Source organism: Streptomyces sp. CA-288835, assembly GCF_050936385.1.
GTDB lineage: Bacteria > Actinomycetota > Actinomycetes > Streptomycetales > Streptomycetaceae > Streptomyces.
The window spans coordinates 2108920-2132104 of record NZ_JBNJMW010000001.1; the positions used below are offsets into that span (position 1 = coordinate 2108920).

The following is a 23185-nucleotide window of genomic DNA, read 5'->3' on the forward strand; positions in this document are numbered from 1 at the left end:
CCGACCGGACAGGCCCGGCGTCTGACGCGAGGCATCCGAGACCTCAGCGGATCTCGAGCAGGAGGTCGCCGCCCTCGACCTGCTGGATGGAGCCGATCGCCAGGCGGGCGACGGTACCGCCGCGTTGGGCGGTGATGGCGGCCTCCATCTTCATGGCCTCGATGGTGGCGACGGTCTGTCCGGCATCGACGGACGCCCCTTCCTCGACCTGCAGCGTGACGACACCGGCGAAGGGCGCGGCGACCTGGCGGTCGTCGCCGCGGTCGGCCTTCTCGGCGACCTTGACGTCGGTGACGATCGAGGTGTCGCGCACCGACACCGGCCGAAGCTGCCCGTTCAGGCTGGCCAGCACGCTGCGGTAGCCGCGCTCGTCGGCTTCGGAGATCGCCTCCAGTTCGATCAGCAGGGTCACGCCCGGTTCCAGGGTGACGGTGTGCTCGGTGTCGGGTTCGAGGCCGTAGAAGAAGTCCTTGGTCGAGAGCACGGAGGTGTCGCCGTAGGTCTCGCGGTGCGTGTCGTACGCCTTGGTCGGGCCGGGGAACAGCAGCCGGTTCAGCGTGGTCCGTGGTGTGTCGCGCAGTCCGCGGCGGTCGTCGTCGGACAGCTGCGGCGGCTGCGCCTGCGCGGGGCGGCCTTCGAGGGCGCGGGTTCGGAAGGGCTCCGGCCAGCCTCCGGGCGGATCGCCCAGTTCGCCGCGCAGGAATCCGATCACCGAGTCCGGCAGGTCGAACTTGGCGGGGTCGGACTCGAAGGCGCTCGCCTCGACTCCGGCGCCGACCAGGTGGAGCGCGAGATCGCCCACGACCTTGGAGGAAGGGGTGACCTTCACCAGCCGGCCCAGCATCCGGTCGGCGGCGGCGTAGCAGTCCTCGATCAGCTCGAAGCGGTCGCCGAGTCCGAGTGCGATGGCCTGCTGGCGCAGGTTGGACAGTTGCCCGCCGGGGATCTCGTGGTGGTAGACGCGTCCCGTGGGCGAGGCCGGCCCGGCCTCGAACGGCCGGTAGACCTTGCGTACGGCCTCCCAGTAGGGCTCGAGGTCGCCGACGGCCTGCAGCGACAGGCCGGTGGCCCGGTCGGTGTGGTCGGTGGCCGCGACCAGGGCGGACAGCGAGGGCTGGCTCGTCGTGCCCGCCATCGAGGCGACGGCCGCGTCGACGGCGTCGACTCCGGCGTCGATCGCCGCGATCAGGGTGGCCAGCTGTCCGCCCGCCGTGTCGTGGGTGTGCAGGTGTACGGGCAGGTCGAAGCGTTCCCGCAACGCGGTGACCAGCTTCCTGGCCGCCGGTGGGCGCAGCAGCCCGGCCATGTCCTTGATCGCCAGGATGTGTGCGCCGGCCTCGACGATCTGATCGGCCAGCCGCAGGTAGTAGTCGAGGGTGTAGAGCCGCTCGGCCGGATCGGAGAGGTCGCCGGTGTAGCACACGGCCACCTCGGCCAGCGCGGTCCCGGTCGCCCGTACGGCCTCGATGGCCGGGCGCATCTGCGCGACGTCGTTGAGCGCGTCGAAGATGCGGAAGACGTCCATGCCGGTCGCGGCGGCCTCGGCGACGAACGCGTCGGTGACCTCGGTCGGGTAGGGCGTGTAGCCGACGGTGTTGCGGCCGCGCAGCAGCATCTGCGTGCAGATGTTGGGCACCGCCTCGCGCAGCAGCGCGAGCCGTTCCCACGGGTCCTCTGCAAGGAACCTCAGGGCTACGTCGTACGTCGCCCCGCCCCAGCACTCCAGGCTGAGCAACTGCGGTGCCATGCGCGCGACATGCGGCGCTACGGCGAGCAGGTCCCGGGTCCGTACCCGGGTCGCCAGCAGCGACTGGTGGGCGTCGCGGAACGTGGTGTCGGTGACCGCGACCGCGCGCTGCCGGCGCAGGTCGGCGGCGAACGCTTCGGGGCCGAGCGCGGCGAGGCGCTGCCGGGAGCCCTCAGGCGGTGGAGCGGAGAGGTCGGTGTCGGGGAGCTTTTCGGCGGGTTCGACGACGGCGGGCCGCGGGCCGTGCGGCTTGTTGACGGTGGTCTCGGCGAGGTGGTGCAGGATGCGGCTGCCGCGGTCTGCCGGGGGGCGGGCCCGCAGCAGCTGGGGGCGTTCGTCGATGAAGCTGGTGGTGACGTGTCCGGCCTGGAAGTCCGGGTCGTCGAGGACGGCGGCCAGGAAGGGCAGGTTCGTGGAGACCCCGCGGATGCGGAACTCGGCGATGGCGCGGCGGGCCCGGCGGGCGGCGTTGGCGAAGTCGTGGCCGTAGCAGGTCAGTTTGACCAGCATGGAGTCGAAGTGGGCGCTGACCTGGGCACCTGTGTGGACGGTGCCGCCGTCGAGCCGTACGCCGGGGCCTCCCGGGGACCGGTAGGCGGAGATGGTGCCGGTGTCGGGCCGGAATCCGTTGGCTGGGTCCTCGGTGGTGATACGGCACTGCAGGGCGGCGCCGGACAGGACGATGTCGTCCTGGGTGAGGCGCAGTTCGGGCAGGGTGGCGCCGGACGCGATGCGCAGCTGCGCCATCACCAGGTCCCGGTCGGTGACCTGCTCCGTCACGGTGTGCTCCACCTGGATCCGGGGGTTCATCTCGATGAACACGTGGTTGCCGCGCTCGTCGACCAGGAACTCGACGGTGCCCGCGTTCACGTAGCCGATGTGGCGGGCGAAGGCGACGGCGTCGGCGCAGATCCGCTCCCGCAGCCGTGGGTCCAGGTTCGGAGCCGGGGCGATCTCGACGACTTTCTGGTGCCGACGCTGCACCGAGCAGTCCCGCTCGTAGAGGTGGACGACGTTGCCGACGCCGTCGGCGAGGATCTGCACCTCGATATGGCGCGGGTTCACCACCGCCTGCTCCAGGAACACGGTGTCGTCCCCGAAGGCGGACTTCGCCTCCCGCATGGCCGCCTCGATGGCGTCGCGCAGCTCGCCGGGCTCGGCGACCCGCCGCATGCCGCGTCCGCCGCCGCCGGCCACAGCCTTGACGAACAGCGGGAACCCGACGTCGTCGGCCGCGGCCAGCAGAGCCTCTACGTCCGTTGTCGGCGCCGACGACGCCAGTACCGGCACCCCCGCCTCGCGGGCCGCCGCGATCGCCCGGGACTTGTTGCCCGTCAGGTGCAGCACCTGCGCGGGCGGACCGATGAACGTGATGCCCGCCTCCGCGCAGGCGGCGGCCAGGCCGGGGTTCTCCGACAGAAAGCCGTAGCCGGGGTAGACCGCGTCCGCCCCGGCCTTGCGCGCGGCCTTGATCACCTCGTCGACCGAGAGATACGCCCGCACCGGGTGCCCGCGCTCCCCGATCAGGTACGACTCGTCGGCCTTCGCCCGGTGCAGCGAGTTGCGGTCCTCGTACGGGAACACCGCCACCGTGGAGATTCCCAGCTCGAACGCGGCCCGGAAGGCCCGGATCGCGATCTCGCCGCGGTTGGCCACGAGAACTTTGGCGAACATCATCCGTCTCCTCGACATCGGCGGAGAAACCACGATGGGCCAGTATGGGCCGCACGTGCGCGCTTGGGCGCCCTGTAGGAGTGAACGCTCCGCGACCAAGCGGTCAGCGGCTGGTGAAAACCGTGTCGTGCCAGGACTTGTGCGGGGTGCCGGTGTTCTCCGACATGACGTGCTTGACGTTGGTGTACTCGTCGAAGGAGTACGCCGACATGTCCTTGCCGAAGCCGGAGGCCTTGTAGCCGCCGTGCGGCATCTCGCTGATGATCGGGATGTGGTCGTTGATCCAGACGCAGCCCGCCTGGATCTCGCGGCTCGCGCGTCCGGCGCGGAAGACGTTGCTGGTCCAGGCGGAGGCGGCGAGGCCGTACGGGGTGTCGTTGGCCAGGCCGAGGGCGTCGTCGTCGCTGTCGTAGGGCAGACAGACGAGGACCGGACCGAAGATCTCCTGCTGGACGATGGCGGAGTCCTGCGCCGCGTCGGTGATGAGAGTGGGCTCGTAGTAGGCACCCTGGCCCAGCGGCCCGTCGGGGACCCGCCCGCCGCGCACGATCGTGGCTCCGGCCTCGCGGGCCGCCTCCACCATGGCGGCGACCTTGTCGCGCTGTCGTAGGGAGATCAGGGACCCCATGTCGGTGGCGGGGTCGTCGACCGGACCCAGTCGTACGCCGTCCATCAGCTCGGCGACGCGGGCCACGAAGGCCTCGTACAGGGGGCGTTGGACGTATGCGCGCGTGGCGGCTGTGCAGTCCTGGCCGGCGTTGATCAGGGCACCGGCCACGGCGCCACGGGCGGCGGCCTCCAGATCGGCGTCGTCGAAGACGACGAACGGGGCCTTGCCGCCGAGTTCGAGATGGACGCGCTTCGCCAAACCGGCTGCCTGCGCGGCGACTTGGCGCCCGACCCCGGTGGAGCCGGTGAAGGAGACCATGGCGATGTCGGGGTGGGTGACCAGGGCCTGACCGGCGACGGGACCGCTGCCGGTGACGATGTTGATGACGCCGTCGGGGATACCGGCCTCCTGCGCGGCCTCGGCGAACATCACCGACGTGAGCGGGGTGAGCTCGGACGGCTTGAGGACCACGGTGTTGCCGGCGGCGACGGCGGGCAGCACCTTCCAGGCGGCCATCTGCAACGGGTAGTTCCAGGGGGCGATGGAGCCGATGACGCCGATGGGTTCGCGGCGGATGCTGGAGGTGTGTTCGCCGGAGTACTCCGCAGAGGCGCGGCCTTCCAGGTTGCGGGCGGCGCCGGCGAAGAACCGTACGTTGTCGATGCTGCCGGGGATGTCGAAGCCGCTGCTCAGCCTGATCGGTTTGCCGCCGATACGGCTCTCGGTGCGGGCGAACTCCTCAGCGCGGGCCTGGAGTTGGTCCGCCCAGCGCAACATGGCCTCGGAGCGTTCGGCGGGGGTGGTGCGCGACCACTCGGCGAACGCGGCGCGCGCGGCGGCGACGGCCTCATCGACGTCTTCCGGCCCAGCGAGGATGTCGGTCGCCAGGACCTCACCGGTGGCCGGGTTGGTCACCTCGTACTGCTCGCCGGACGTGCCGGTGCGGCGCTTGCCCGCGATGAACTGCTGTCCGGTGGTCTCCATCAGTCACATCTCCGCTTGCGTCTCGGGCGTGGAGCTCTGCTCACCCCACAGGTCGCCCAACGTGTAACCCTGCGGGAAGGAGTCGGTCACGTCCAGGACGTACTGGCTGTACGCGGTGATCCAGCCGCGTTCGCTGGCTGTCGGCAGCACGGCTTCGTACGGGCCGATGCTTTCGTACGGGCCGATGCCGGTGCTGGGGCCGGGCGGCAGGTGACAACGCTCCCCCTCCCGCCCGGCCCCAGCCCTACGTTCAGTCGGCCTGCGGTGCGACGCGTTCGAACCCGACGCGATGCAGTTCCCCGGCCCGGTCAGTGATCGCGTACAGCTCACCGGACCGGTCCTCGGCGAGCGAGCTGACCTGGGTCGGGAACTGCCCGATCGTGGCGCTGCCGTAGGTGCCGTCGTCGTTCTTGCGCACCGCCCACGCCGTCCCGGAGCACCAGTCGGTCGCCACGTACGTACCGAAGGCAAGGCCGGCGTACTGGCGCCCCCGGTACACGTGGCCGCCGATGACCGAGCACCCCTCCGTGCCGGTCCGGTAGTGGAACACCGGGTCGGTGTACGTGGCGTCCGCCGCGCATCGTTCGGCGTTGAACACCGCGGGTCCCTCCTTGCAGGACCAGCCGAAGTTCAGCCCGCCGCGCCCTGCCTTGGCGTGGTTGACCTCTTCGTACGCGCTCTGGCCGACGTCGCCCACCCAGAGCGAGCCGTCCTGCCTGTCGAAGGAGAACCGCCACGGGTTGCGCAGGCCGTAGGCCCAGATCTCCGGCCGGGCCCCGGGCTTTCCGACGAACGGGTTGGTTTTCGGGATGCAGTACGGGAGTTCGCCGCAGGAACGGCTCACGTCCAGGCGCAGGATCTTACCGAGCGGCGTGCCGAGGTTCTGCCCGGTGGCCAGCGGGTCGCCGCCGCCTCCGCCGTCGCCGAGACCCCAGTACAGGTAGCCGTCGCGGCCGAACGCGAGCTGGCCGCCGTTGTGGTTGGCGAACTGGGCGTGCTCCTGGGTGAGCAGCACCTGCTCCCGCGCCGGTTCGCCGAGCGGGACGCGGGACAGCGTCAGTGCCCCGTCCGGTTTGCTGGTGTAGGCCACGTACACGTGCGAGGTCTGCTGGAAGTCGGGGGCCGGGACGATGCCGAGGAGGCCGCGTTCCAGGCCGGTGCTGTTCACGCGGTCCCTGATGTCCAGCACCGGGTCGGCGGCGAGCCCGTCCGTCGGGTGGAAGGCCCGTACCGTACCGGCTCGCTCGGCGATGAGCATCCGCCCGCTGCGGTCGTTGGCCGCGGCCATCGCGACGGGCTGCGCCAGACCGGTCGCCACCGGGCTGGTGACCACCTTCAACTGGTCCAGAGGCGCACGCTGACCGGCACCGTCCGGCTCCGCGGTCGCGGCGGGCGCGATCGTGGCGGACAGCAGAGCAGCCACCGTACATACGAGGCCTATCCGTCTGAGTCGAGACATTCGAGCTCCTTTGTGGGGGACTTCAGGAGGCGTTCGTTCTCGCCAACTCTCCCTGGTGGAAGGGAAGTTGACCAGGGAGCGTGTCAGCCGAACCCCACGAGTAGGATTCTGAGCCGACCATGACGGCCCCGCTTCACCCATGGGTTCGCGTGAGCCGGTGCGGCCATCGACAACGCCCGGCTGTACGAGGACACGCGCCGCAGGGAGCGCTGGCTGGCGGCGAGCAGCGAGCTGACCCGCAGCCTCCGGTCGGCCCTGTTCAGCCGCCCCACGACCAGTCGGCGACCTCCGGCAGGTCCGTGCCGTGCTCGCGGATCCAGTCGTGGTGGCGTTGACGGGCGTCCTGCATGCGCTGGCGTACGGCGGCGGTGCGCACCGCGAGGCCGGGGACGCGGTCGATGACGTCCATGACCAGGCGGTAGCGGTCCATGTCGTTACGGACCACCATGTCGAACGGTGTGGTCGTCGTGCCGATCTCCTTGTAGCCGCGTACGTGCAGGTGCCGGTGACCGGTACGGCGGTAGGCGAGGCGGTGGATCAGCCACGGGTAGCCGTGGTACGCGAAGATCACCGGCTTGTCGGGGGTGAAGAGGCCGTCGTACTCGAAGTCCGTCATGCCGTGCGGATGTTCCTCCTGCGGCATCAGCCGGGCGATGTCGACGACGTTGACCACCCGGACCGCGAGTTCCGGCAGATGGCGGCGGAGCAACTGCGCGGCGGCCAGCACCTCCTGGGTGGGTACGTCGCCCGCGCAGGCCAGTACCGCGTCCGGCTCGCGACCGCCGTTCTCGGTACCGGCCCAGTCCCAGACCCCGGCGCCCCGCGCACAGTGCGCGACGGCCTGGTCCATCGACAGCCAGTCGAAGCAGGGCTGCTTGCCCGCCACGATCACGTTGACGTAGTCGCGGCTGCGCAGCGCGTGATCCGCCACCGACAGCAACGTGTTGGCGTCCGGCGGCAGATAGACCCGTACCGCCTCAGGACTCTTGTTCATGATGTGGTCGACGAAACCGGGGTCCTGGTGCGAGAAGCCGTTGTGGTCCTGGCGCCACACGTGCGAGGTCAGCAGGTAGTTGAGGGAGGCAATGGGGGCGCGCCAGGGCAGGCGGCGGGTCACGCGCAGCCATTTGATGTGCTGGTTGACCATCGAGTCGACGATGTGCACGAACGCCTCGTAGCAGGAGAACAGCCCGTGCCGGCCGGTCAGCAGATATCCCTCCAGCCAGCCCTGGCAAGTGTGTTCGGAGAGGATCTCCATCACCCGGCCGTGCCGGTCGAGGTGTTCGTCGACGTCGAGGGTGCCGGCCTGCCAGGCCTTGCCGCTGGCGGCGTAGACGGCCTGGAGGCGGTTGGAGGCGGTCTCGTCGGGGCCGACCAGGCGGAAGTCGCGCCGGTCGGCGGTGTTCCGCATGACGTCTTCCAGCAAGTCGCCGAGGACGCGGGTGGGTTCGTGCAGGGTCACGCCGGGTTTGTCGACGGGGACGGCGTACTTCTCCAGTGAGGGCAGGGGGAGTTCGCGCAGCATCAGGCCACCGTTGGCGTGCGGGGTGGCGCCGAGGCGGCGGTCACCGTCCGGGACACAGGCGAGGACCTGCTCGCGGGGGCGGCCGTGCTCGTCGAAGAGTTCCTCCGGCTTGTACGAGCGAAGCCACGCCTCCAACTGCCGTAGGTGATCCGGGTTGTCGCGGACGGCGGACAGCGGGACCTGGTGGGAACGCCAGGTGCCTTCCACCGGGAGCCCGTCCACCTCGGCCGGGCCGGTCCAGCCCTTGGGGGTGCGCAGGACGATCACCGGCCAGCGGGGGCGCTCGGTCGCGCCGTCTTCGCGGGCGGCGCGCTGGAACGCGGCGATGCGGTCCAGCGCGGTGTCCATCGCCTGCGCCATGGCCTGGTGGACGGCGGCCGGGTCATCACCGGTGACGTGGATCGGGTCGTGGCCGTAGCCGCGCAGCAGCTCGTCGAGCTCCGACTCCGGGAGCCGGGCGAGCACTGTCGGGTTGGCGATCTTGTAGCCGTTCAGGTGCAGGATCGGCAGGACGGCGCCGTCGTGAACGGGGTCGAGGAACTTGTTCGAGTGCCAGGACGCGGCCAGCGGCCCGGTCTCCGCCTCGCCGTCGCCGATCACGCAGGCGACCAGCAGGTCCGGGTTGTCGAGGGCAGCTCCGTACGCGTGCGAGAGGGAGTAACCGAGCTCGCCGCCCTCGTGGATCGAGCCGGGTGTCTCGGGCGCCACATGGCTGGGCACCCCTCCGGGGAACGAGAACTGCTTGAAGAGGCGTGCCATCCCGGCGGCGTCCCGCGTGACGTCGGGGTACGTCTGGGTGTACGACCCCTCCAGCCAGGAGCCCGCGACCACCGCCGGGCCGCCGTGTCCGGGGCCCCAGATGCACAGGGCGTCCAGGTCGCGGGCCCGGATGACGCGGTTGAAGTGGGTGTAGACGAGGTTCAGCCCGGGCGAGGTACCCCAGTGGCCGAGCAGCCGCGGCTTGACGTGCTCGGGGCGGAGCGGCTCGGTCAGCAGGGGGTTCGCCATGAGGTAGATCTGGCCGACGGAGAGGTAGTTCGCGGCGCGCCAGTGGGCGTCCAGCGTGCTGAGCTCGTCGTCGGTGAGCGGCGTCGGCGCCTGCTGGGTGTCGACGGACATCATGGTTCCCTTCCGGATCGATCGGGGTTCGGTCGGAGGTGCCTGCGGGTCCGTGCGTACGTCCCCGCCCTCCCCCGTCCCGCCGAGTACCCGACAGGGCCGACCGGCCCCTCCCGGTCGGAGGAAAAGTGGGGGCAGAGGGGACGAGACGTTCAGGCGGTGAGGTCCACCCGTACAGGGTGCGTCCGCCGACGAGCTCGCGCCCGGTGACCAGCTCGGGCTCGATCTGGCGGGTGCAGACGATGCGGCCGACGGGCACCGTGGCCATCAGCCGCAGGCACTCCCGCCGCTCGAGTGGCGCGACCAGCCACAACGGACCCGCAGCTTTCGAACCGCCTCACCAGCGGAGCGCGTACGTTGAGGTCATCGACGTTGGCCATCGGGCGATGGAGGCGGCATGACCGGCAAGAAGGCAGACAAGGTGCCGCGCGCAGCGTACGAGCGGGAACTGCTGCGCCTGCAGACCGAGTTGGTGAAACTCCAGGAGTGGGTGCGTGCCCAGGGCGCCCGGCTGGTCATCGTCTTCGAGGGCCGGGACGCGGCGGGCAAGGGCGGCACCATCAAGCGGGTCGCCGAACACCTCAACCCACGCGTCGCCCGCATCGCCGCGCTGCCGACGCCGACCGAGCGGCAACGCACCCAGTGGTACTTCCAGCGGTACGTCGAGCATCTGCCGGCCGCCGGAGAGATCGTGCTGTTCGACCGGTCCTGGTACAACCGGGCCGGTGTCGAGCACGTCATGGGCTTCTGTACGAAGGAGGAGTACCAGCTCTTCCTGCGCCAGTGCCCGATCTTCGAGCGAATGCTGGTGGAGGACGGGATCCTGCTGCGCAAGTACTGGTTCTCGGTGAGCGACACCGAACAGCAGGAGCGTTTCCGGCGCCGGCTGGAGGATCCGCTGAAGCGCTGGAAACTGTCGCCGATGGACCTGGAGTCGATCACCCGCTGGGAGGCGTACTCCCGGGCCAAGGACGAGATGATGGTGCACACCGACATCACCGAGGCACCGTGGTACGTCGTCGAGAGCGACGACAAGCGCCGCGCTCGCCTGAACATGATCGCGCACCTACTGGACTCCGTGCCGTACCACGACGTGCCACCACCCGTACTGAAGCTGCCGGAGCGCCCCGAGTCGACCGGCTACGAGCGCCCACCACGCGACCTGCAGACCTACGTCCCCGACCACGCGGCAAGCCTGTGACACACGACCTCGGCGGACTCACTCCTGCCGCGGCACGATGAGCGCCTTCACCACGCGCTGAGCGGCGACGTCCTCCAGCGCGGCCTGTGCTTCGGCGAGCCCGTACTCCCGCGTGATGAGGTCGGTCCAGGGAAAGATCCGCCCGTAGCGGGCCATGACCTGGACCGCCCGGTACACGTGCCCCACGTCGCTGCCCCAGCAGCCGCGGACGTCCAAGTGCTTCTGGTTCAGGTCGAGATGGGGGTTGAAGGTCGCCTCACCGGCGTCGGTGTACTGGCCCACGATCACGTACCGCCCGGCGTCCCGGGTGAGCCGCATGCCTTCGGGCACGGCTGAGGGCACGCCGGTCGCCTCGATCGTGACGTCCGCTCCGCGCCCCGCGGTCGCGTCCCGCACCGCCGCGATCCGCTCGTCGGCCGTGGTCCCGCTGATGTCGATGACGGCATCGGCACCGAACCGGGTCGCCGCCGCCAGCCTGCCCTCCGGCCCACCGATGACGATCACCCGCCCGGCGCCACGCAGTTGGGCGAGCACGGCGGCACACAGCCCTACGGGCCCCGCGCCCTGAACCACGACCGTGTCACCGAACCCGATCTCGCCGAGCGTCACGGCATGCAGCGCGGTAGGCATCCCGCAGCCTCCGGAGAGGAACGCACGCCAGTCCAGCTCATCGGGCAACGGGATCACATGGACACCCGGCTTCAGGTGGATGTACTCGGCCCAGCCGCCCAACAGCCCGTCGTCGGCCGAGAGGGTCACCCCGTAGACCTTCCGCTCCGGGCAACGCGTGGTCGCGTGGGCGACGGTGCAGTACCAGCAGCGCCCACAGGTCCCGTACACATCAAGAAACGTCACGACCTGCCCGACCCGCAGCGGAACCCCGTCCACGTCCCTCGGCGCCTCCCCCGGCCCCAACGCACTGATCCGCCCCACACTGACGTGCCCAGGAATGATCGGATACGGCACCCCCGCAAGCTGCCCCTTCCACAAATGCCCATCCGTACCGCACACCTCACTGCCCAAGGTCCGCAACAGGACGGCACCCGGCTCCAGTTCGGGCCGGTCGAACGAACGGACTTCGAGAGGAGCACCGGGTTCGGTCATGACGACGGCGGAGATCACGAGGGGTTCCTGTTCGCGGAAGGAGGCCCGCTGCTTTCGTGCGGGCACACGGATGGGGTCCGGATCTTAAGCGGAGGCGAAGTCCCGCGACCCGTCAGGGGCGCGGTGCCTGTGTCAAGTTACGGCGCGACCAGCGCCCTATAGGGGCGCGGGGCTGTGTCAATTTGCGGCTCCGCCGCGTGGGCGCGACCAGCCACGACGGCCCCGCAGCGTCAAACCGTCCTTCCAGCGGAGCGCGAACGCACCAGCAGGTGCAAAAAGTACGGCGTACCGATCACAGCCGTCATCAGGCCGGCGCCAAGCTGAGCCGGCGCGACGACCGTACGGCCCAGCAAGTCCGCCGTACAAACAAGCGTCGCGCCAAGCAGCACCGCGACCGGCACCACCCTGGCGTGCTGCCGCCCCACCAGCGCCCTGGCCGCGTGCGGTGCCACCAATCCCACAAAGCCGATCGTCCCCGCGGCAGCCACAGCGGTGCCGCTGAGCAGCACAGCCACCGCCAGGAACCCAAGCCGCCCCCGGCTCAGCCCAAGCCCCAGCAGCCTCGGCGTGTCCTCATCGAGCGACACAAGGTCAAGCTCGGTCCGCCGCAGCCAGGCCACAAACAGCCCAACAACGAGTACGGCCGCGAGCGGCACCACATCGGGCAGAGTCCGCCCATAGGTGGACCCCGACAACCAGGTCAGCGCAAGGGTCGCGTTGAACGGATCGGTAAGGATGATCAACAGGCTGATCAGCGCAGACGCCCCGGTAGCGACACCGAACCCGACCAGAACGAGCCGGTTCTGCTGAAACCCACCCCGCGCGGCAAGCCCAAAAACAAGCACAGAACTGACCGCGGCCCCCGCAAAGGCCGCCCCGGCCACACCCCAAGACCCAACGGAAGACACCGTCGTCACAAGAAGGACGGCCCCAAGCGCGGCCCCGCCGGAAACGCCCAGGATGCCCGGGTCGGCGAGCGGATTACGCGTCACGGCCTGAACGAGCGTCCCGGCCAGGGCAAGCGCCGCCCCCGCAAGGAGCGCCGCGAGAACCCGGGGCACCCGAGTGTCGAGTACGAAACTGACGGTCTGCCCCGCGCGCCCCTGCGCCCAGTTCGCCACATCACCCAACAGCAACTTGCTGTCACCCAGCAGCACGGCGGCAATCGTCACGCCGACGAGCACAGCCACCAGTACGGCCGTCGTGCCGAGGAACACGCCCCGGCTCCTGATCCGCAGCCCGTCCTGCGCGGCAGCACCGGCGGTATCCCGAACCCGCGTGGCCAGCACGATCAGAAACACAGCCCCGACAAGGCTGGTGACGACGCCAGTCGGAACGGCGACGGCCACGTCCGCCGGGACAATCGCCCGCAGCAGCACATCCGAACCGAGGACCAGCGCCGCCCCTACCAGCCCCACGACCGGCAGGCTGGCACGCGTCCGCGAGAGCACGCGAATCCGGCGGGCGAGAGGCCGGACGAAGGCAGGCGCACACAGCCCCACGAACCCGATCGGCCCGGCAAGGGTCACGGCCGCCGCGGAGAGCAACGCCGCGAGAACCACCCCCGCAACCCGAGTCGCCCGCACCGGAACGCCAAGCCCACGGGCGGCATCGTCGCCGAGAGCGAGAGCATCGACCCGCCGAGCAAGCAGCAGAAGCCCGACAAGACCGACCAGCCCGATCGACACCATCTGCAGCACACCGTCGAACCCGTTCTGCGCAATGCTCCCCTGGTTCCACTGGTACAGCCCCTGCGTCTCCTGCGGAAACAGCAGAAGCAGCCCCTCGGTGACGGCAGTGAGCCCGAGGGCGAGCGCACTGCCCGCGAGTACGAGCCGTACCGTCCCCGCACCCAACCCCGAAAGCCCGAGCACCACAGCCGCCGCCCCGAGCCCGCCGACGAACGCGGCACCGGACGAGGCGAGCAGCGGCAGCGACACCCCGGTCACGGAGACGAGCCCGAGAGCCAGATAGGACCCCGCGTTCACCGCAAGCGTGTCGGGCGAGGCGAGCACATTGCGGCTGACCTTCTGCAGCGCGGTGCCCGCCATCCCGAGCGCGATCCCGACGAGCAGCCCGGCGGTCATACGAGGCAGCCGGGAGGCGACGACGACGGACGCGTCCGCCGAGTCGGCCCGGCCGGTGAGCGCCTTCCAGATTTCAGGCGCACCGACAGCGGCCGTGCCCTGCGTGATGTCCACGACCGCGAGGGCCGCGACCAGCAGGGTCAGCGCGGCCGTCACCGCGGCCGCGCCCGCCCGGGACGTGGCCGCCGGCGGACGGGTGGCGGGGGGTGCGGGAGCGGGTGCGGGTGCGGTCACGGCCATGGTGTTACTTCGTCAGCGCGGCGACGACGGCGTCGATGTACGCGCTCATCGACCCGGTTCCGCCGAACATCCAGATGCCGTCGGGCAGCCGGTGCGCATTGCCCTTCTCCACGAACGGCAGCGACGTCCACACCTTGTCCTTGGTCAGAGCACCGCTGAACGGGGTGCTGGTCTTGTCGCCGTCGTTGCCGATGTACGCGAACTGCACGTCGTCGCCGAGCTTGGTGAGGCCCTCGACGTCGGTGGAGCCGAGCCCGTAGTCCTTGTCGCCCTTGACGGTCCAGGCGTTCTTCAGACCGATCCGCTCGTTGACCGCGCCGATGAGCGAGCCGCTGGTGAACGGGCGGATCGTGGTCTGGTTGGAGACGAGGTAACCGTCCGCGAAGGCGTAGTCCGCGCCGGCGAGACCGGCGTCGGCGAGGGCCTTCTTGCCCTCGGCGATCTTCGACTCGAAGTCCTTCTTGAGCTTCTCGGCCTGCTCGGTGGTGCCGGTGGCCTGAGCGATGACGTCGAGGTTCTCGGTCATCTGCCCGATCGGGTCGGCGGCGTCGGCGGACTGGATCTGCAGGACCGGAGCGATGTCGCGCATCTGCTTCACGGCGGCGGGCGGCAGGTCGCTGCTGGCGACGATGAGGTCGGGCTTCAGGCCGGCGATGGTGTCCATGCTCGGCTCCCCGCGTACGCCGATGTCCTTGGGCTCGTTCTTGAGCGGGACTGCGCTGTCCCAGATCTTGTAGCCCTTGATGTCGGCGACGCCGACGGGGTCGACGCCCAGCGATATCAGGGACTCGACCTCGTTCCACTCGGTCGCCACGACCTTCTTGGCGGGTCCGTCGAGTTCGACCTTCGCGCCGGAGGAGTCGGTGAGGCTGATGCGCTCGGCGGACGGCTTCGCCTCGGCCTCGTGGGCGGCGGGCTCCGTGGTCCCGCAGGCGGTCATGGTGAGCGCCGCGGCGGTGGCGGCTGCCGCGGTCATCAGGAGGCGTCTCATGGGGTGGGGTTGAGCCTTTCGCTTCGCGAGTGGTGCCTGCCGATCGCGCGGGTGCGCAACAGGCCCGTCATGGGGTCGGTGCCGACTTCGATGCGGATGCCGTACGTGGCGGTCAGTCGCTCCGCCGTCAGTACGTCCTCAGGGCGGCCGTCCGCGATGATCCGCCCCTCGTCGAGGAGGACGATGCGGTCGGCGAGGGCCGCGGCCTGGTCCAGGTCGTGCAGGACGGCACCCACCGCGATCCCGTGGTCGTCGGCCAAGTCCCGTACGAGGTCGAGGAGTTCGACCTGGTAGCGGAGGTCGAGGTAGGTCGTCGGCTCGTCGAGGAGCAGTACGCCGGTCTCCTGGGCCAGGCAGCCGGCGAGCCATACGCGCTGGAGCTGCCCTCCGGAGAGGTGCTCGGCGCCGCGGTCGGCGAGTCCCGCGACGCCCGTCAGGGCCAGCGCGCGGTCCACCGCGGCCCGGCCGTCCGGGTCGGCGCGGCCCCAGCGGCCCCGGTACGGGTAGCGGCCGAACTCGACGACGTCCCGCACGGTCAGCCCGCTGGGCGTGGGCCGCCCCTGCGTCAGAAGGGCGAGGCGGCGCGAGAACTCACGTGGGGTCAGGGCGAGTCCGTCGGTGCCGTCGATGACGAGCGTGGCGGTCTTCGGTCGCTGCAGCCGCGCGAGGGTCCGCAGGAGGGTCGACTTCCCGCTGCCGTTCGGACCGACCAGCACGGTCACTTCGCCGGGCCGCAGGGTCAGCGACGCCTCGTGGACGACGTCGACACCGTCGTACGCCACGGTGACATCCGTGGCCGACAGTTCATGACCACGGGGACGCGCGGCCGCGGGGTTCTCTTCGCCTGCTTGCACGCGGCAAAGGTTAGCCTAACCTAAGGAAAGGCTGCGAGACCGGGAGCGGGCAGGCGCAAGGTGAAGGTCCGGCAAGGAGGGGAAACCCCGCGCGGGGGTGGGCAGTTGGCGCGCGTCCGGCGTGACGGCCGGCCGGTGACTGGACGACGACGAACAGCATCCCGCGTCGGTAGTGGCGGAGGACGGACAGCATCCCCCCGGCGGTGGCGGACGACGGACAGCATCCCGGGCGGTGGTGGGGGGACGGACAGCGTCCCGCGCGGGCGGTTGTCCGGGCGGTGCGCAGGACCGCCCGGACTGCTCGCGGGTGCTGCCAATGGCCCCCGCGGGGCTCAGCTCTAGGCCGGGGTCGCCGGAGTCTCCGGCTTGAGCACGACGAAGTCCGCGTTCGCCGGGTCGAGGCAGACGGCGAGGCGGCCCACGCCCTCCGCGTCCTGCGGCCCCATCTGCACGCTGCCGCCGTTCTCGGTGACCTTGGCGACCGCGGCGTCGCAGTCGGTGACGTTGAACACCGGGTGCCAGTACGGCACCCCGTTCGCCAGGGCGAGGTCCTCCTTGCTGAGCTCCATGACACCGCCGAACATCCGCTCCTCCGGAAGCCCGGCCGGGGTGATGAGGGAGTACGTGCCCCCGCCGCCCGGCAGTTCCATGTCACCGAACTGCCAGCCGAAGATCTCGCCGTAGAACTCCTTCGCGGAGGTGGCGTCGCTGGTGTACAGCTCGGTCCAGGACAGCGAGCCTGGCGCCTCCACCAGCTCAAAGCCTTTGTTCTTCCCCGGCTGCCAGACGGCGAACTGGCCGCCGAGCGGGTCGCTGTACTGCGCCATCCGCCCCCAGTCGTCGAGGTCCCGCGGCGCCACCCGCACCGTGCCGCCCGCTTCCTGAACGGCCCGGGTCGTGGCGTCCGCGTCGGTGACGCAGAAGTAGATCATCCAGGCGGACCGGGCACCCTCCTCGCTGAGCTTGCCCAGCCCGGCGACGGTCTTCCCGTCCTTCTGGAACATCCCGCCTTCCATCTCGCCGCCCTCGTCGCCCATGGACTGGTACTCCCAGCCGAGCACCGCGCCATAGAAGGCCGCGGCGGCCGGCACGTCAGGCGCACCGAGGTCGGTCCAACAGGGGGAGCCAGGGGTCGGTTCAGTGGTGATCACGGCGATTCCCTTCGCAGTTCCTGTCTGTCTCAACAGCGTGACACCAGCCACTGACAATCGCCCCTGGAGGCCGCAGGCCTCTTAGGGGCGCGGGGAACTGCGCGACAAGCCACGACGAACCCGCAGCTTCAATCCGAACCCCCAGGAGCGTCACCGCTGACAGTGGGACAGCACCCCACGCACAGCCGCCGACGTGAAAGTCACCGCATCCGGATGGCCAAGATCAATGGCCAAAGTAAGGTCCGCTTCGGTGGGCCAGTTCGCCGCCAGCACCTCGAGCTGCAACTGCCGATAGCAGTCGATCTCAGGGAAGGCATCCGAGAGCCGTTCCTCGCAGGTGAAGACCACGACGGCCTGCGTTCCGGGCGGGTACTCGAGCACGGGCAGCGTCATCGAGTCGGCGTCCTCGGCATCGCGCGCGGCGATGTCGGACGGCAGCGGCACGAGGACATCGCTGGCGATCAGTGTGTCCAGGGCCGAAGCGTCGTAACGGTGGCGCTTGAGATCGCGCAGAGCGTCCTGCGCCGCGGCCGTGAGCACTGCCTCGGGGATGGCGATCATGGCCTTCATCCTCATCAGTGCGTGGGGGGTTCCGATCTGGGGCGTTTTCCGCGTACCCCAAGGTGAGACCAGGTATGCGCACACCGGCGCGGTCATGTGTCCGCACCCCGCCCCGCCGGAGAAGCGGCAGCCACGTAGACGGGTGCCACATACATACGCACCTCACCGATCCGGTGCTGCGGCCATGTACGGGCGTACGAGGGCGGTCGACCCGCCGGCGTGACAAGCACGGCGACCGGCAGCCGCCGGGCGGTTCGCTGGACGTCCCCAACGGTGGTGTTGGCATTGTTGCCCTCGGTGTGGGCGGAGGAGCAGCCGGCGTAGAAGGCAATCGGGATGGCCTCGTGCCCGGTCAGCAGGCACGGCGGCCGTACGCCGAGCCGATGCAGCTCCGCCGCCGTACGGTCCCACTCGCGGCGCCCGGCATAGGTGCCGTCCACGACGTGGTTCAGCACCGCGTACTGGATCGCGAGGTGCCCGACGAGCCCGAGCGCCACCAGGGTCACGGCCGCTTTCCGCCGCCGTCGGCTCCGCGGCGCGGTGACCAGGTGGACGAGCGCGCCCGCGACCGGGAGCGCCAGCAGGGCGTAGGCGGGCAGCAGGAAGCGTGGGGCCGCGTACCCGATCAGGAACAGGTACGGGAACGCGGCCGTCGCGGCGCAGGCCAGAGGCACGAGGGCGACGGCGGTCCGGCCCGCCCGGACAGCGATCGCGAGGCCGAGGGCGGCGAGCAGGGGCAGGACGAACCACCAGATCAGCACCGCCGGGTGCGGCCACGGCGCGGTGCACGGGCGGCACAGCGTACGGCCGACCAGGGAGCGCAACTGGTCGTCGACGGCGAAGTTCCAGCCCAGGCCGCCCTGGACCACGGAGGCGTCGGCCAGCCGCTGCCTCAGGCCGCCATAAGCGACGTACGCCTCGACGACCCACTCGACCGCCCCGGCCGCCAGCCCTCCGGCGAGCGCGCCCAGTACCTGCCACCGACGCCACCGGCGCACGCACACCAGCAGCACGAGCAGCGGCAAGGTCACATAGACCGCGTCGGTGGGCCGCATCCACGCCATCAGCGCCGCGCTCAGGCCCACGCCCCACAGTGCCGCCCGGTCGAAACGGTTCACCTGGGCGCGCAGGAAGCAGCCGACGAGGGCGAGGGCACCGATGGCGACCCAGTAGTTGGGCATGACCTGCGGTCCGTAGAACAAAGTCACCCACAGCGTCGCGAACAGCGCGCCCGCCAGGGTGAGCACACGCAAGGGGACCAGCCCCCGCCAGGCACGCAGCGCGAGGAACAGACCGAGCCCGGACAGCAGCGCCAGATACACCCGCAGCAGCTCCGTGGACGTCGACCACGAGACGATGGGCGCGGCCAGCAACGAGACCCCGCGGGCACGCGGCGCACTGAAGAACGCCGCCGGGGCCTGCGGACTGACCTGACTGACGTACACCACCTCGTCCCACCCGAGCCCCATCCCCGGCCGTACGAGGGCCAGTTGAGCGACCGTGAAGCCGCCTGCCACGAGAGCGAGCGCGCGCTGCCCGCCGAAGCGCCGCGCGGCGCCTATTCGCCCCGCCGGACGGCGCCGCTCGGCATCGACGAGCGGGACATGCAAGGTCTTGGGCATCGTGCACCCTTCACCCAGATGAAAGAGACACAGCCAGAAACGCACAAGAAAACATGGACAAATTAGCTCGTGTCGGGCGTGGTCGCAGCCCGGCCGCTTCGCTGGATAAGCAGTCAGAAGCTGCGGGTACGTCGTGGCTGGTCGCGCCCGCGCGGCGGAGCCGCAAATTGATGCACCCCGCGCCCTGAAGGGGCGCGTTATGCCACCAGCCTTCGGCAAGGCCGCTCAGGGAGAGACGGTCGCCTGCCATGTCGCGCCCCGCTCGCCGCCCAAAGCTCCGTTTCCACGACGCTCGCCCTGTGCAGCGATCACCGACTGCGTGAGCTTGCCGAGGGCGGCGTGCCGTTGGCTACGAGGTCAGGCGGAAGTTCGCCGTGCACCCCCGGCCGAGGTGGTGTCGGGCTTCAACCGCGCGTTTCACGACGAGAGCAGGCAGACGCCGTACCCGGTGGAGGAGATCCACCGGGTCGGCGCGGAGTACGGCCTGGCCCTCTCCTGACGGACGCGCGCGCGTCGTCTCCTCAGTCCCGCCCGGACAGTCGTACGTCGATCGCCGTCAGCGCCAGCGCCAGCGGCCCCGGTGCCAGGAACGCCAGCGGCAGCAGCATCCACGCACACAGCGCTGCCGCCGCCACGGCCAGCAGTACGAGACCGCTGCCGCCCACATCCCGTACGGAGTCCCGTGCCGCCTCGCGCACCGCCGCGCGCCAGTCCGTGAGGGACTCGGGGCGGCCGCAGGCGCGCAGGCCGACGACAGTGGCGTACGTGCCGATGAGCGCGGCGACGGCGGCGAAGAGCGGGGCGCCCGGCAACCCCGCCCGGGCCAGCGCCAAGTCCGCCAACAGCAGCAGTACCCCCGCCGCGGACAGCGCGCCGGCCGCGAGGTCCCCGGCCCTCAGCCGTTGCCGCAGCAGCGCCAAGTACCGTCCCGCCGTGGCGGGTTGATCCTCGCGCGCCCCGCGCAGCACCGCGCAGGCCGTGGACAGCGCGGCGGGCAGCGTGACGACCGGCAGCGACACCAGCGCCGTACAGACCCCCACACTCAGCACATCCGCGAACAAGGTCATCCGCGGCCCGAAGATCTCGCCCGTCTCGCGGGCCTGCCCGGCGCTCATCCCTTGCCCCTTCATCCCGTCATCCCTTGATCCCGGAGTTCGCCATGCCCTCGACCAGGAAGCGCTGGAAGGCGAGGAAGAACAGCACGATCGGCAGCAGCGCGATCACCGACATCGCGAACATCGGGCCGAACGCCGACTGGCTGGAGGCGTCCACGAACTGCCTGAGCGCCAGCGTCAGCGTGAACTTCTCGGGCGAGAACAGATAGATCAGCTGGGTGAAGAAGTCGTTCCAGGTCCAGATGAAGGTGAAGATCGCCGTGGTGATCAGCGCGGGCCGGGTCAGCGGCAGGATGACGCTGAAGAAGCTGCGGAACGGCCCGGCGCCGTCGATCCGCGCCGCCTCCTCCAGTTCACGCGGCAGCCCCCGCATGAACTGCACGATGAGGAAGACGAAGAACGCCTCCGTGGCAAGGAACTTGGGCAGGATCAGCGGCCAGTACGTGTTCACCATGCCGAGCTGGTTGAAGATGATGTACTGCGGGATCAGCACGGCATGGTGCGGCAGCATGATCGTTGCGATCATGAACGCGAACAGCGGCCCGCGGAAGCGGAATCGCAACCGCGCGAAGGCATACGCGGCGAGGGAACACGAAAGCACGTTGCCGATGACGGCGCCGCCCGCGATGAACAGGGAGTTGCCGAGCAGCTGCCAGACGGAGACTTCGTTCACGCCCTCCAGGGCGGTCGTGTAGTTGGACCATTCCAGGCTGCTGGGCAGGAGGTTGAGGCTGGCGATCACCTCGTCGGCGGGCTTGACGGAGGTCGCGAGCAGCCAGGCCAGCGGATACAGCATCACCAGGAGCGCGGCCAGACAGCCGGCGTGCAGGGCGACGCGCCGCCAGGCAATGGGCTTGCGGACGGCGGGAGTTGCGGCGGTTGAGGTGGTCATCGGTCCCCCTCGGACGCGTAGAAGACCCAGGAGCGCGAGGTCCGGAACAGTACGGCGGTGACGGCGCCGATCACGATGAGCAGGACCCAGGCCATCGCGGAGGCGTAGCCCATGTGCGAGGCGACGAAGCCGCGGTCGTAGAGGTAGAGGGTGTAGAAGAGCGTGGAGTCGGCAGGGCCGCCCTTGCCCGCGCTGATCGCGAAGGCGGGGGTGAAGACCTGGAAGGCCTGGATGGTCTGGAGTACGAGGTTGAAGAAGATCACCGGGGACAGCATCGGCACGGTGATGGACAGGAACTGCCGCCAGCGGCTCGCCCCGTCCACGGCGGCAGCCTCGTACAACTCCCCCGGGATCTGCTGGAGTCCGGCCAGGAAGATGACCATCGGCGCACCGAACTGCCACACCGTCAGCAACGCGACGGCGAACAGCGCCCAGCCGGGTTGATTGACCCAACCGCCCGTGCCCAGCAGGTTGTCGACCGTGCCGCCGTCGTTGAAGACCGCCCGCCATACGAGGGCGATGGACATGGAGGCGCCGAGGAGGGAGGGCGCGTAGAAGGCGGAGCGGTAGAAGCCCCGTCCGCGCTTCATGGACTTCAGGGCGAGCGCGACGACCAGGGCGAGGCCAAGTTGGAGGGGCACGGCGATCACGACGTACGTGAGGGTCGCGACGACCGAGCGCCAGTAGCGCGGGTCCTCGGTGAACATCTGCGTGTAGTTGCGCAGGCCCACCCACTGCGGCGGGTTGAACAAGTCGTAGTCGGTGAAGGAGAGATAGAGCGAGACGGCCATCGGGAGCAGCGTCAGCACGGCCGCGCCGAGGACCCACGGGGAGAGGAACACCCAGGCGGCGCCCTCGCGTTGGCGCTTGGGCCGCTTTGTGGGGGTGGTCTTCGCGGTAGCGGCGGGGGCCGGTATCTCAGTGGTGGTCATGACCTCAGCTCCGCCTTCGCCTCGGTGACGTAGTCCTCGGCCGCCTCGCGGGGCGACAGCCGCTCGTACGACACCTGGTCGTAGTCGCGCATAAACGTGGTCTGCAGGGCGCTGTCGCCCGAAGGGGGCGCCTGGGGCGGGGCGTTGAGGTCGCCGTCCACGGAAGCCTGGTACTCGTCGATCGTCTTGTCGAAGTCCTTCAGACCGGGGCCGATCGCCTCGCGAATCGTCGCGTTGATCGGGATGCCACGGGTGGCGCCGAGGATCTTCGCCGCGTCCATGTCGTTCAGCATGAAGTCGATGAACTCGGCGGCCTCCTTGGGGTGTTCGGAGGCCTCGGCGACGCCCATGAACATCGACGGCTTGAAGTACTGGCCGGGCGTGCCGTCCTCGCCCGACGGCATGGGCGCGAGGGTGACTCCGCCGGGGACGAGGGCGAGGAAGCCGCTGGCGGGCGCGTCCCAGTTCATGTCGGAGATGACCTTGCCGCGGCCCAGCGGGGTGTTCTCGACCGCGCCGTCGATCTGGGTGGTGTCCTCGGCGGACGAGACGGCACCCTCGCGGCGCAGCTTGTCCGTGAAGGTCCACCACTTGGCCAAGTCATCGGCGGTGAAGCCGAGTCGGCGGTCCTTGGTGTAGAGCTCCTTGCCCTGGCCGCGCAGCCACACCTCGAAAGCGTCCTCGCTCTGACCGGGGTCGGTACCGCCGGGCTTCCCGGTCTCCTTCGCGAGCGCGCGCATCGCGTCGGCCCAGTCGCTCCAGGTCCAGCCCTCGCGGGGCAGTTCGACGCCCGAGGCCTTCCACTGCTTCGTGTCGTACGCCATCGTCTCGGTGCCGCGCGCCTGCGGAATCGCGTACTGCTTGCCGTCCACGACGCCTGTGGCCAGCAGCCCCTTGTCGATGTCCGCGGTGCTCAGCGCGGACTTCTGCTTCGCGAGGTCCAACAGGACGCCACCGGAGGCGTATTGGTCGATCATGCGGTAGTCGAGCTGCATCACGTCGGGGGCGTCGCCGCCGGCCGCCTGCGTGGCCAGCTTCTGCTTGTACGGCTCGTATCCCGAGAACGAGGTCTGGATGTCGATGCCGGGGTTCCGCTTCTCGAACAGCGCGACGGCCTCCTCGGTACGGGCCGCCCGGTCCGGGTTGCCCCACCAGGTGTAGCGGAGTACGACCTTGCCGCCGCCGACGGTGTCGCCGGATCCCGTACAGCCGGTGAGCGCCGCACAGAGTGCCAGCACCGCGGCCGTCGCCGTCGCCGTCACGCAGGACCTCGTTGTCCTGTTTCCGGGCATGTGTGGGGTCACCTCTCTCGGGCAG

The 23185-nt window shown here is 70.1% G+C and carries 17 protein-coding genes and 1 pseudogene; 2 read left to right on the top strand and 16 right to left on the bottom strand.

The window, feature by feature from the left end:
• Window positions 1-43: 43 nt before the first annotated feature.
• The 5 genes from ACQEVY_RS09555 to ACQEVY_RS09575 all read right to left on the bottom strand — a co-directional run bounded on the left by ACQEVY_RS09555 (window position 44) and on the right by ACQEVY_RS09575 (window position 9118).
• Window positions 44-3421: a pyruvate carboxylase gene (locus ACQEVY_RS09555; protein ID WP_432955142.1), complete on the bottom strand. Its 3378-nt coding sequence runs from the start codon at window positions 3419-3421 to the stop codon at window positions 44-46.
• A 103-nt stretch (window positions 3422-3524) separates the two neighbouring features.
• The gene (locus tag ACQEVY_RS09560; RefSeq protein WP_432946809.1) at window positions 3525-5015 is read right to left on the bottom strand and encodes a gamma-aminobutyraldehyde dehydrogenase; all 1491 of its coding nucleotides are present in this window, start codon (window positions 5013-5015) and stop codon (window positions 3525-3527) included.
• A gap of 3 nt (window positions 5016-5018) precedes the next feature.
• Window positions 5019-5165, bottom strand: a complete 147-nt coding sequence (locus ACQEVY_RS09565) for a hypothetical protein (protein ID WP_432946811.1) — start codon at window positions 5163-5165, stop codon at window positions 5019-5021.
• A 100-nt stretch (window positions 5166-5265) separates the two neighbouring features.
• Window positions 5266-6474, bottom strand: a complete 1209-nt coding sequence (locus ACQEVY_RS09570) for a PQQ-dependent sugar dehydrogenase (protein WP_432946813.1) — start codon at window positions 6472-6474, stop codon at window positions 5266-5268.
• A 259-nt stretch (window positions 6475-6733) separates the two neighbouring features.
• Complete coding sequence (locus ACQEVY_RS09575) at window positions 6734-9118, bottom strand: phosphoketolase family protein (protein ID WP_432955144.1); 2385 nt, start codon at window positions 9116-9118, stop codon at window positions 6734-6736.
• 397 nt (window positions 9119-9515) lie between these two features.
• On the opposite strand from ACQEVY_RS09575, the gene ppk2 reads away from it, so the two are divergent.
• Entirely contained in the window at window positions 9516-10319 is an 804-nt protein-coding gene (ppk2, locus tag ACQEVY_RS09580; protein WP_432946815.1) for a polyphosphate kinase 2, read from the top strand.
• 18 nt (window positions 10320-10337) lie between these two features.
• Here ppk2 and ACQEVY_RS09585 read toward each other — a convergent pair whose 3' ends face one another.
• The 7 genes and pseudogenes from ACQEVY_RS09585 to ACQEVY_RS09615 all read right to left on the bottom strand — a co-directional run bounded on the left by ACQEVY_RS09585 (window position 10338) and on the right by ACQEVY_RS09615 (window position 18929).
• The gene (locus tag ACQEVY_RS09585) at window positions 10338-11489 is read right to left on the bottom strand and encodes a zinc-binding dehydrogenase (protein WP_432946817.1); all 1152 of its coding nucleotides are present in this window, start codon (window positions 11487-11489) and stop codon (window positions 10338-10340) included.
• Between the two features lie 164 nt (window positions 11490-11653).
• Window positions 11654-13750: an iron ABC transporter permease gene (locus tag ACQEVY_RS09590; protein ID WP_432946819.1), complete on the bottom strand. Its 2097-nt coding sequence runs from the start codon at window positions 13748-13750 to the stop codon at window positions 11654-11656.
• A gap of 4 nt (window positions 13751-13754) precedes the next feature.
• On the bottom strand, window positions 13755-14741 hold the full coding sequence (locus ACQEVY_RS09595) for an iron-siderophore ABC transporter substrate-binding protein (protein ID WP_432946821.1): 987 nt from the start codon (window positions 14739-14741) through the stop codon (window positions 13755-13757).
• A pseudogene (locus tag ACQEVY_RS09600) lies at window positions 14738-15565 on the bottom strand (ABC transporter ATP-binding protein); the annotation flags it as partial. The gene ACQEVY_RS09595 and the pseudogene ACQEVY_RS09600, both read right to left, overlap by 4 nt.
• 368 nt (window positions 15566-15933) lie before the next feature.
• Window positions 15934-16746 carry a VOC family protein gene (locus ACQEVY_RS09605; protein ID WP_432946823.1) on the bottom strand — a complete coding sequence of 271 codons (813 nt, stop codon included), beginning with the start codon at window positions 16744-16746 and terminating at the stop codon, window positions 15934-15936.
• Window positions 16747-16896: 150 nt separating this feature from the next.
• On the bottom strand, window positions 16897-17307 hold the full coding sequence (locus ACQEVY_RS09610; RefSeq protein WP_328767794.1) for an SseB family protein: 411 nt from the start codon (window positions 17305-17307) through the stop codon (window positions 16897-16899).
• A gap of 92 nt (window positions 17308-17399) precedes the next feature.
• Window positions 17400-18929 (bottom strand): hypothetical protein, encoded by a 1530-nt coding sequence (locus tag ACQEVY_RS09615; protein ID WP_432946826.1) that lies wholly within the window; start codon window positions 18927-18929, stop codon window positions 17400-17402.
• Between the two features lie 319 nt (window positions 18930-19248).
• On the opposite strand from ACQEVY_RS09615, the gene ACQEVY_RS09620 reads away from it, so the two are divergent.
• Complete coding sequence (locus ACQEVY_RS09620) at window positions 19249-19428, top strand: hypothetical protein (RefSeq protein ID WP_432946828.1); 180 nt, start codon at window positions 19249-19251, stop codon at window positions 19426-19428.
• 22 nt (window positions 19429-19450) lie between these two features.
• Here the strand turns inward: ACQEVY_RS09620 and ACQEVY_RS09625 are convergent, their stop codons facing one another.
• Genes ACQEVY_RS09625 through ACQEVY_RS09640 form a run of 4 tightly spaced genes read right to left on the bottom strand, consistent with a single transcriptional unit; the run spans window position 19451 to window position 23160 of the window.
• Window positions 19451-20044, bottom strand: a complete 594-nt coding sequence (locus ACQEVY_RS09625; protein WP_432946829.1) for a hypothetical protein — start codon at window positions 20042-20044, stop codon at window positions 19451-19453.
• 19 nt (window positions 20045-20063) lie between these two features.
• Window positions 20064-20936, bottom strand: a complete 873-nt coding sequence (locus tag ACQEVY_RS09630; RefSeq protein ID WP_432946831.1) for a carbohydrate ABC transporter permease — start codon at window positions 20934-20936, stop codon at window positions 20064-20066.
• Window positions 20933-21868 carry a carbohydrate ABC transporter permease gene (locus ACQEVY_RS09635; RefSeq protein WP_432946833.1) on the bottom strand — a complete coding sequence of 312 codons (936 nt, stop codon included), beginning with the start codon at window positions 21866-21868 and terminating at the stop codon, window positions 20933-20935. Before ACQEVY_RS09635 ends, ACQEVY_RS09630 begins: the two co-directional genes overlap by 4 nt.
• Entirely contained in the window at window positions 21865-23160 is a 1296-nt protein-coding gene (locus ACQEVY_RS09640) for an ABC transporter substrate-binding protein (RefSeq protein WP_432946835.1), read from the bottom strand. The genes ACQEVY_RS09635 and ACQEVY_RS09640 overlap by 4 nt, the downstream gene beginning before the upstream one ends.
• Window positions 23161-23185 lie beyond the last annotated feature (25 nt).

Bases quoted from the DNA above. Each gene is read 5' to 3' on its own strand.
- ACQEVY_RS09555 (WP_432955142.1), bottom strand. From the start codon at position 3,421: ATGTTCGCCAAAGTTCTCGTGGCCAACCGCGGCGAGATCGCGATCCGG.
- ACQEVY_RS09560 (WP_432946809.1), bottom strand. From the start codon at position 5,015: ATGGAGACCACCGGACAGCAGTTCATCGCGGGCAAGCGCCGCACCGGC.
- ACQEVY_RS09570 (WP_432946813.1), bottom strand. From the start codon at position 6,474: ATGTCTCGACTCAGACGGATAGGCCTCGTATGTACGGTGGCTGCTCTG.
- ACQEVY_RS09575 (WP_432955144.1), bottom strand. From the start codon at position 9,118: ATGTCCGTCGACACCCAGCAGGCGCCGACGCCGCTCACCGACGACGAG.
- ppk2 (WP_432946815.1), top strand. From the start codon at position 9,516: ATGACCGGCAAGAAGGCAGACAAGGTGCCGCGCGCAGCGTACGAGCGG.
- ACQEVY_RS09590 (WP_432946819.1), bottom strand. From the start codon at position 13,750: ATGGCCGTGACCGCACCCGCACCCGCTCCCGCACCCCCCGCCACCCGT.
- ACQEVY_RS09595 (WP_432946821.1), bottom strand. From the start codon at position 14,741: ATGAGACGCCTCCTGATGACCGCGGCAGCCGCCACCGCCGCGGCGCTC.
- ACQEVY_RS09610 (WP_328767794.1), bottom strand. From the start codon at position 17,307: ATGATCGCCATCCCCGAGGCAGTGCTCACGGCCGCGGCGCAGGACGCT.
- ACQEVY_RS09615 (WP_432946826.1), bottom strand. From the start codon at position 18,929: ATGCCCAAGACCTTGCATGTCCCGCTCGTCGATGCCGAGCGGCGCCGT.
- ACQEVY_RS09625 (WP_432946829.1), bottom strand. From the start codon at position 20,044: ATGAGCGCCGGGCAGGCCCGCGAGACGGGCGAGATCTTCGGGCCGCGG.
- ACQEVY_RS09630 (WP_432946831.1), bottom strand. From the start codon at position 20,936: ATGACCACCTCAACCGCCGCAACTCCCGCCGTCCGCAAGCCCATTGCC.
- ACQEVY_RS09635 (WP_432946833.1), bottom strand. From the start codon at position 21,868: ATGACCACCACTGAGATACCGGCCCCCGCCGCTACCGCGAAGACCACC.
- ACQEVY_RS09640 (WP_432946835.1), bottom strand. From the start codon at position 23,160: ATGCCCGGAAACAGGACAACGAGGTCCTGCGTGACGGCGACGGCGACG.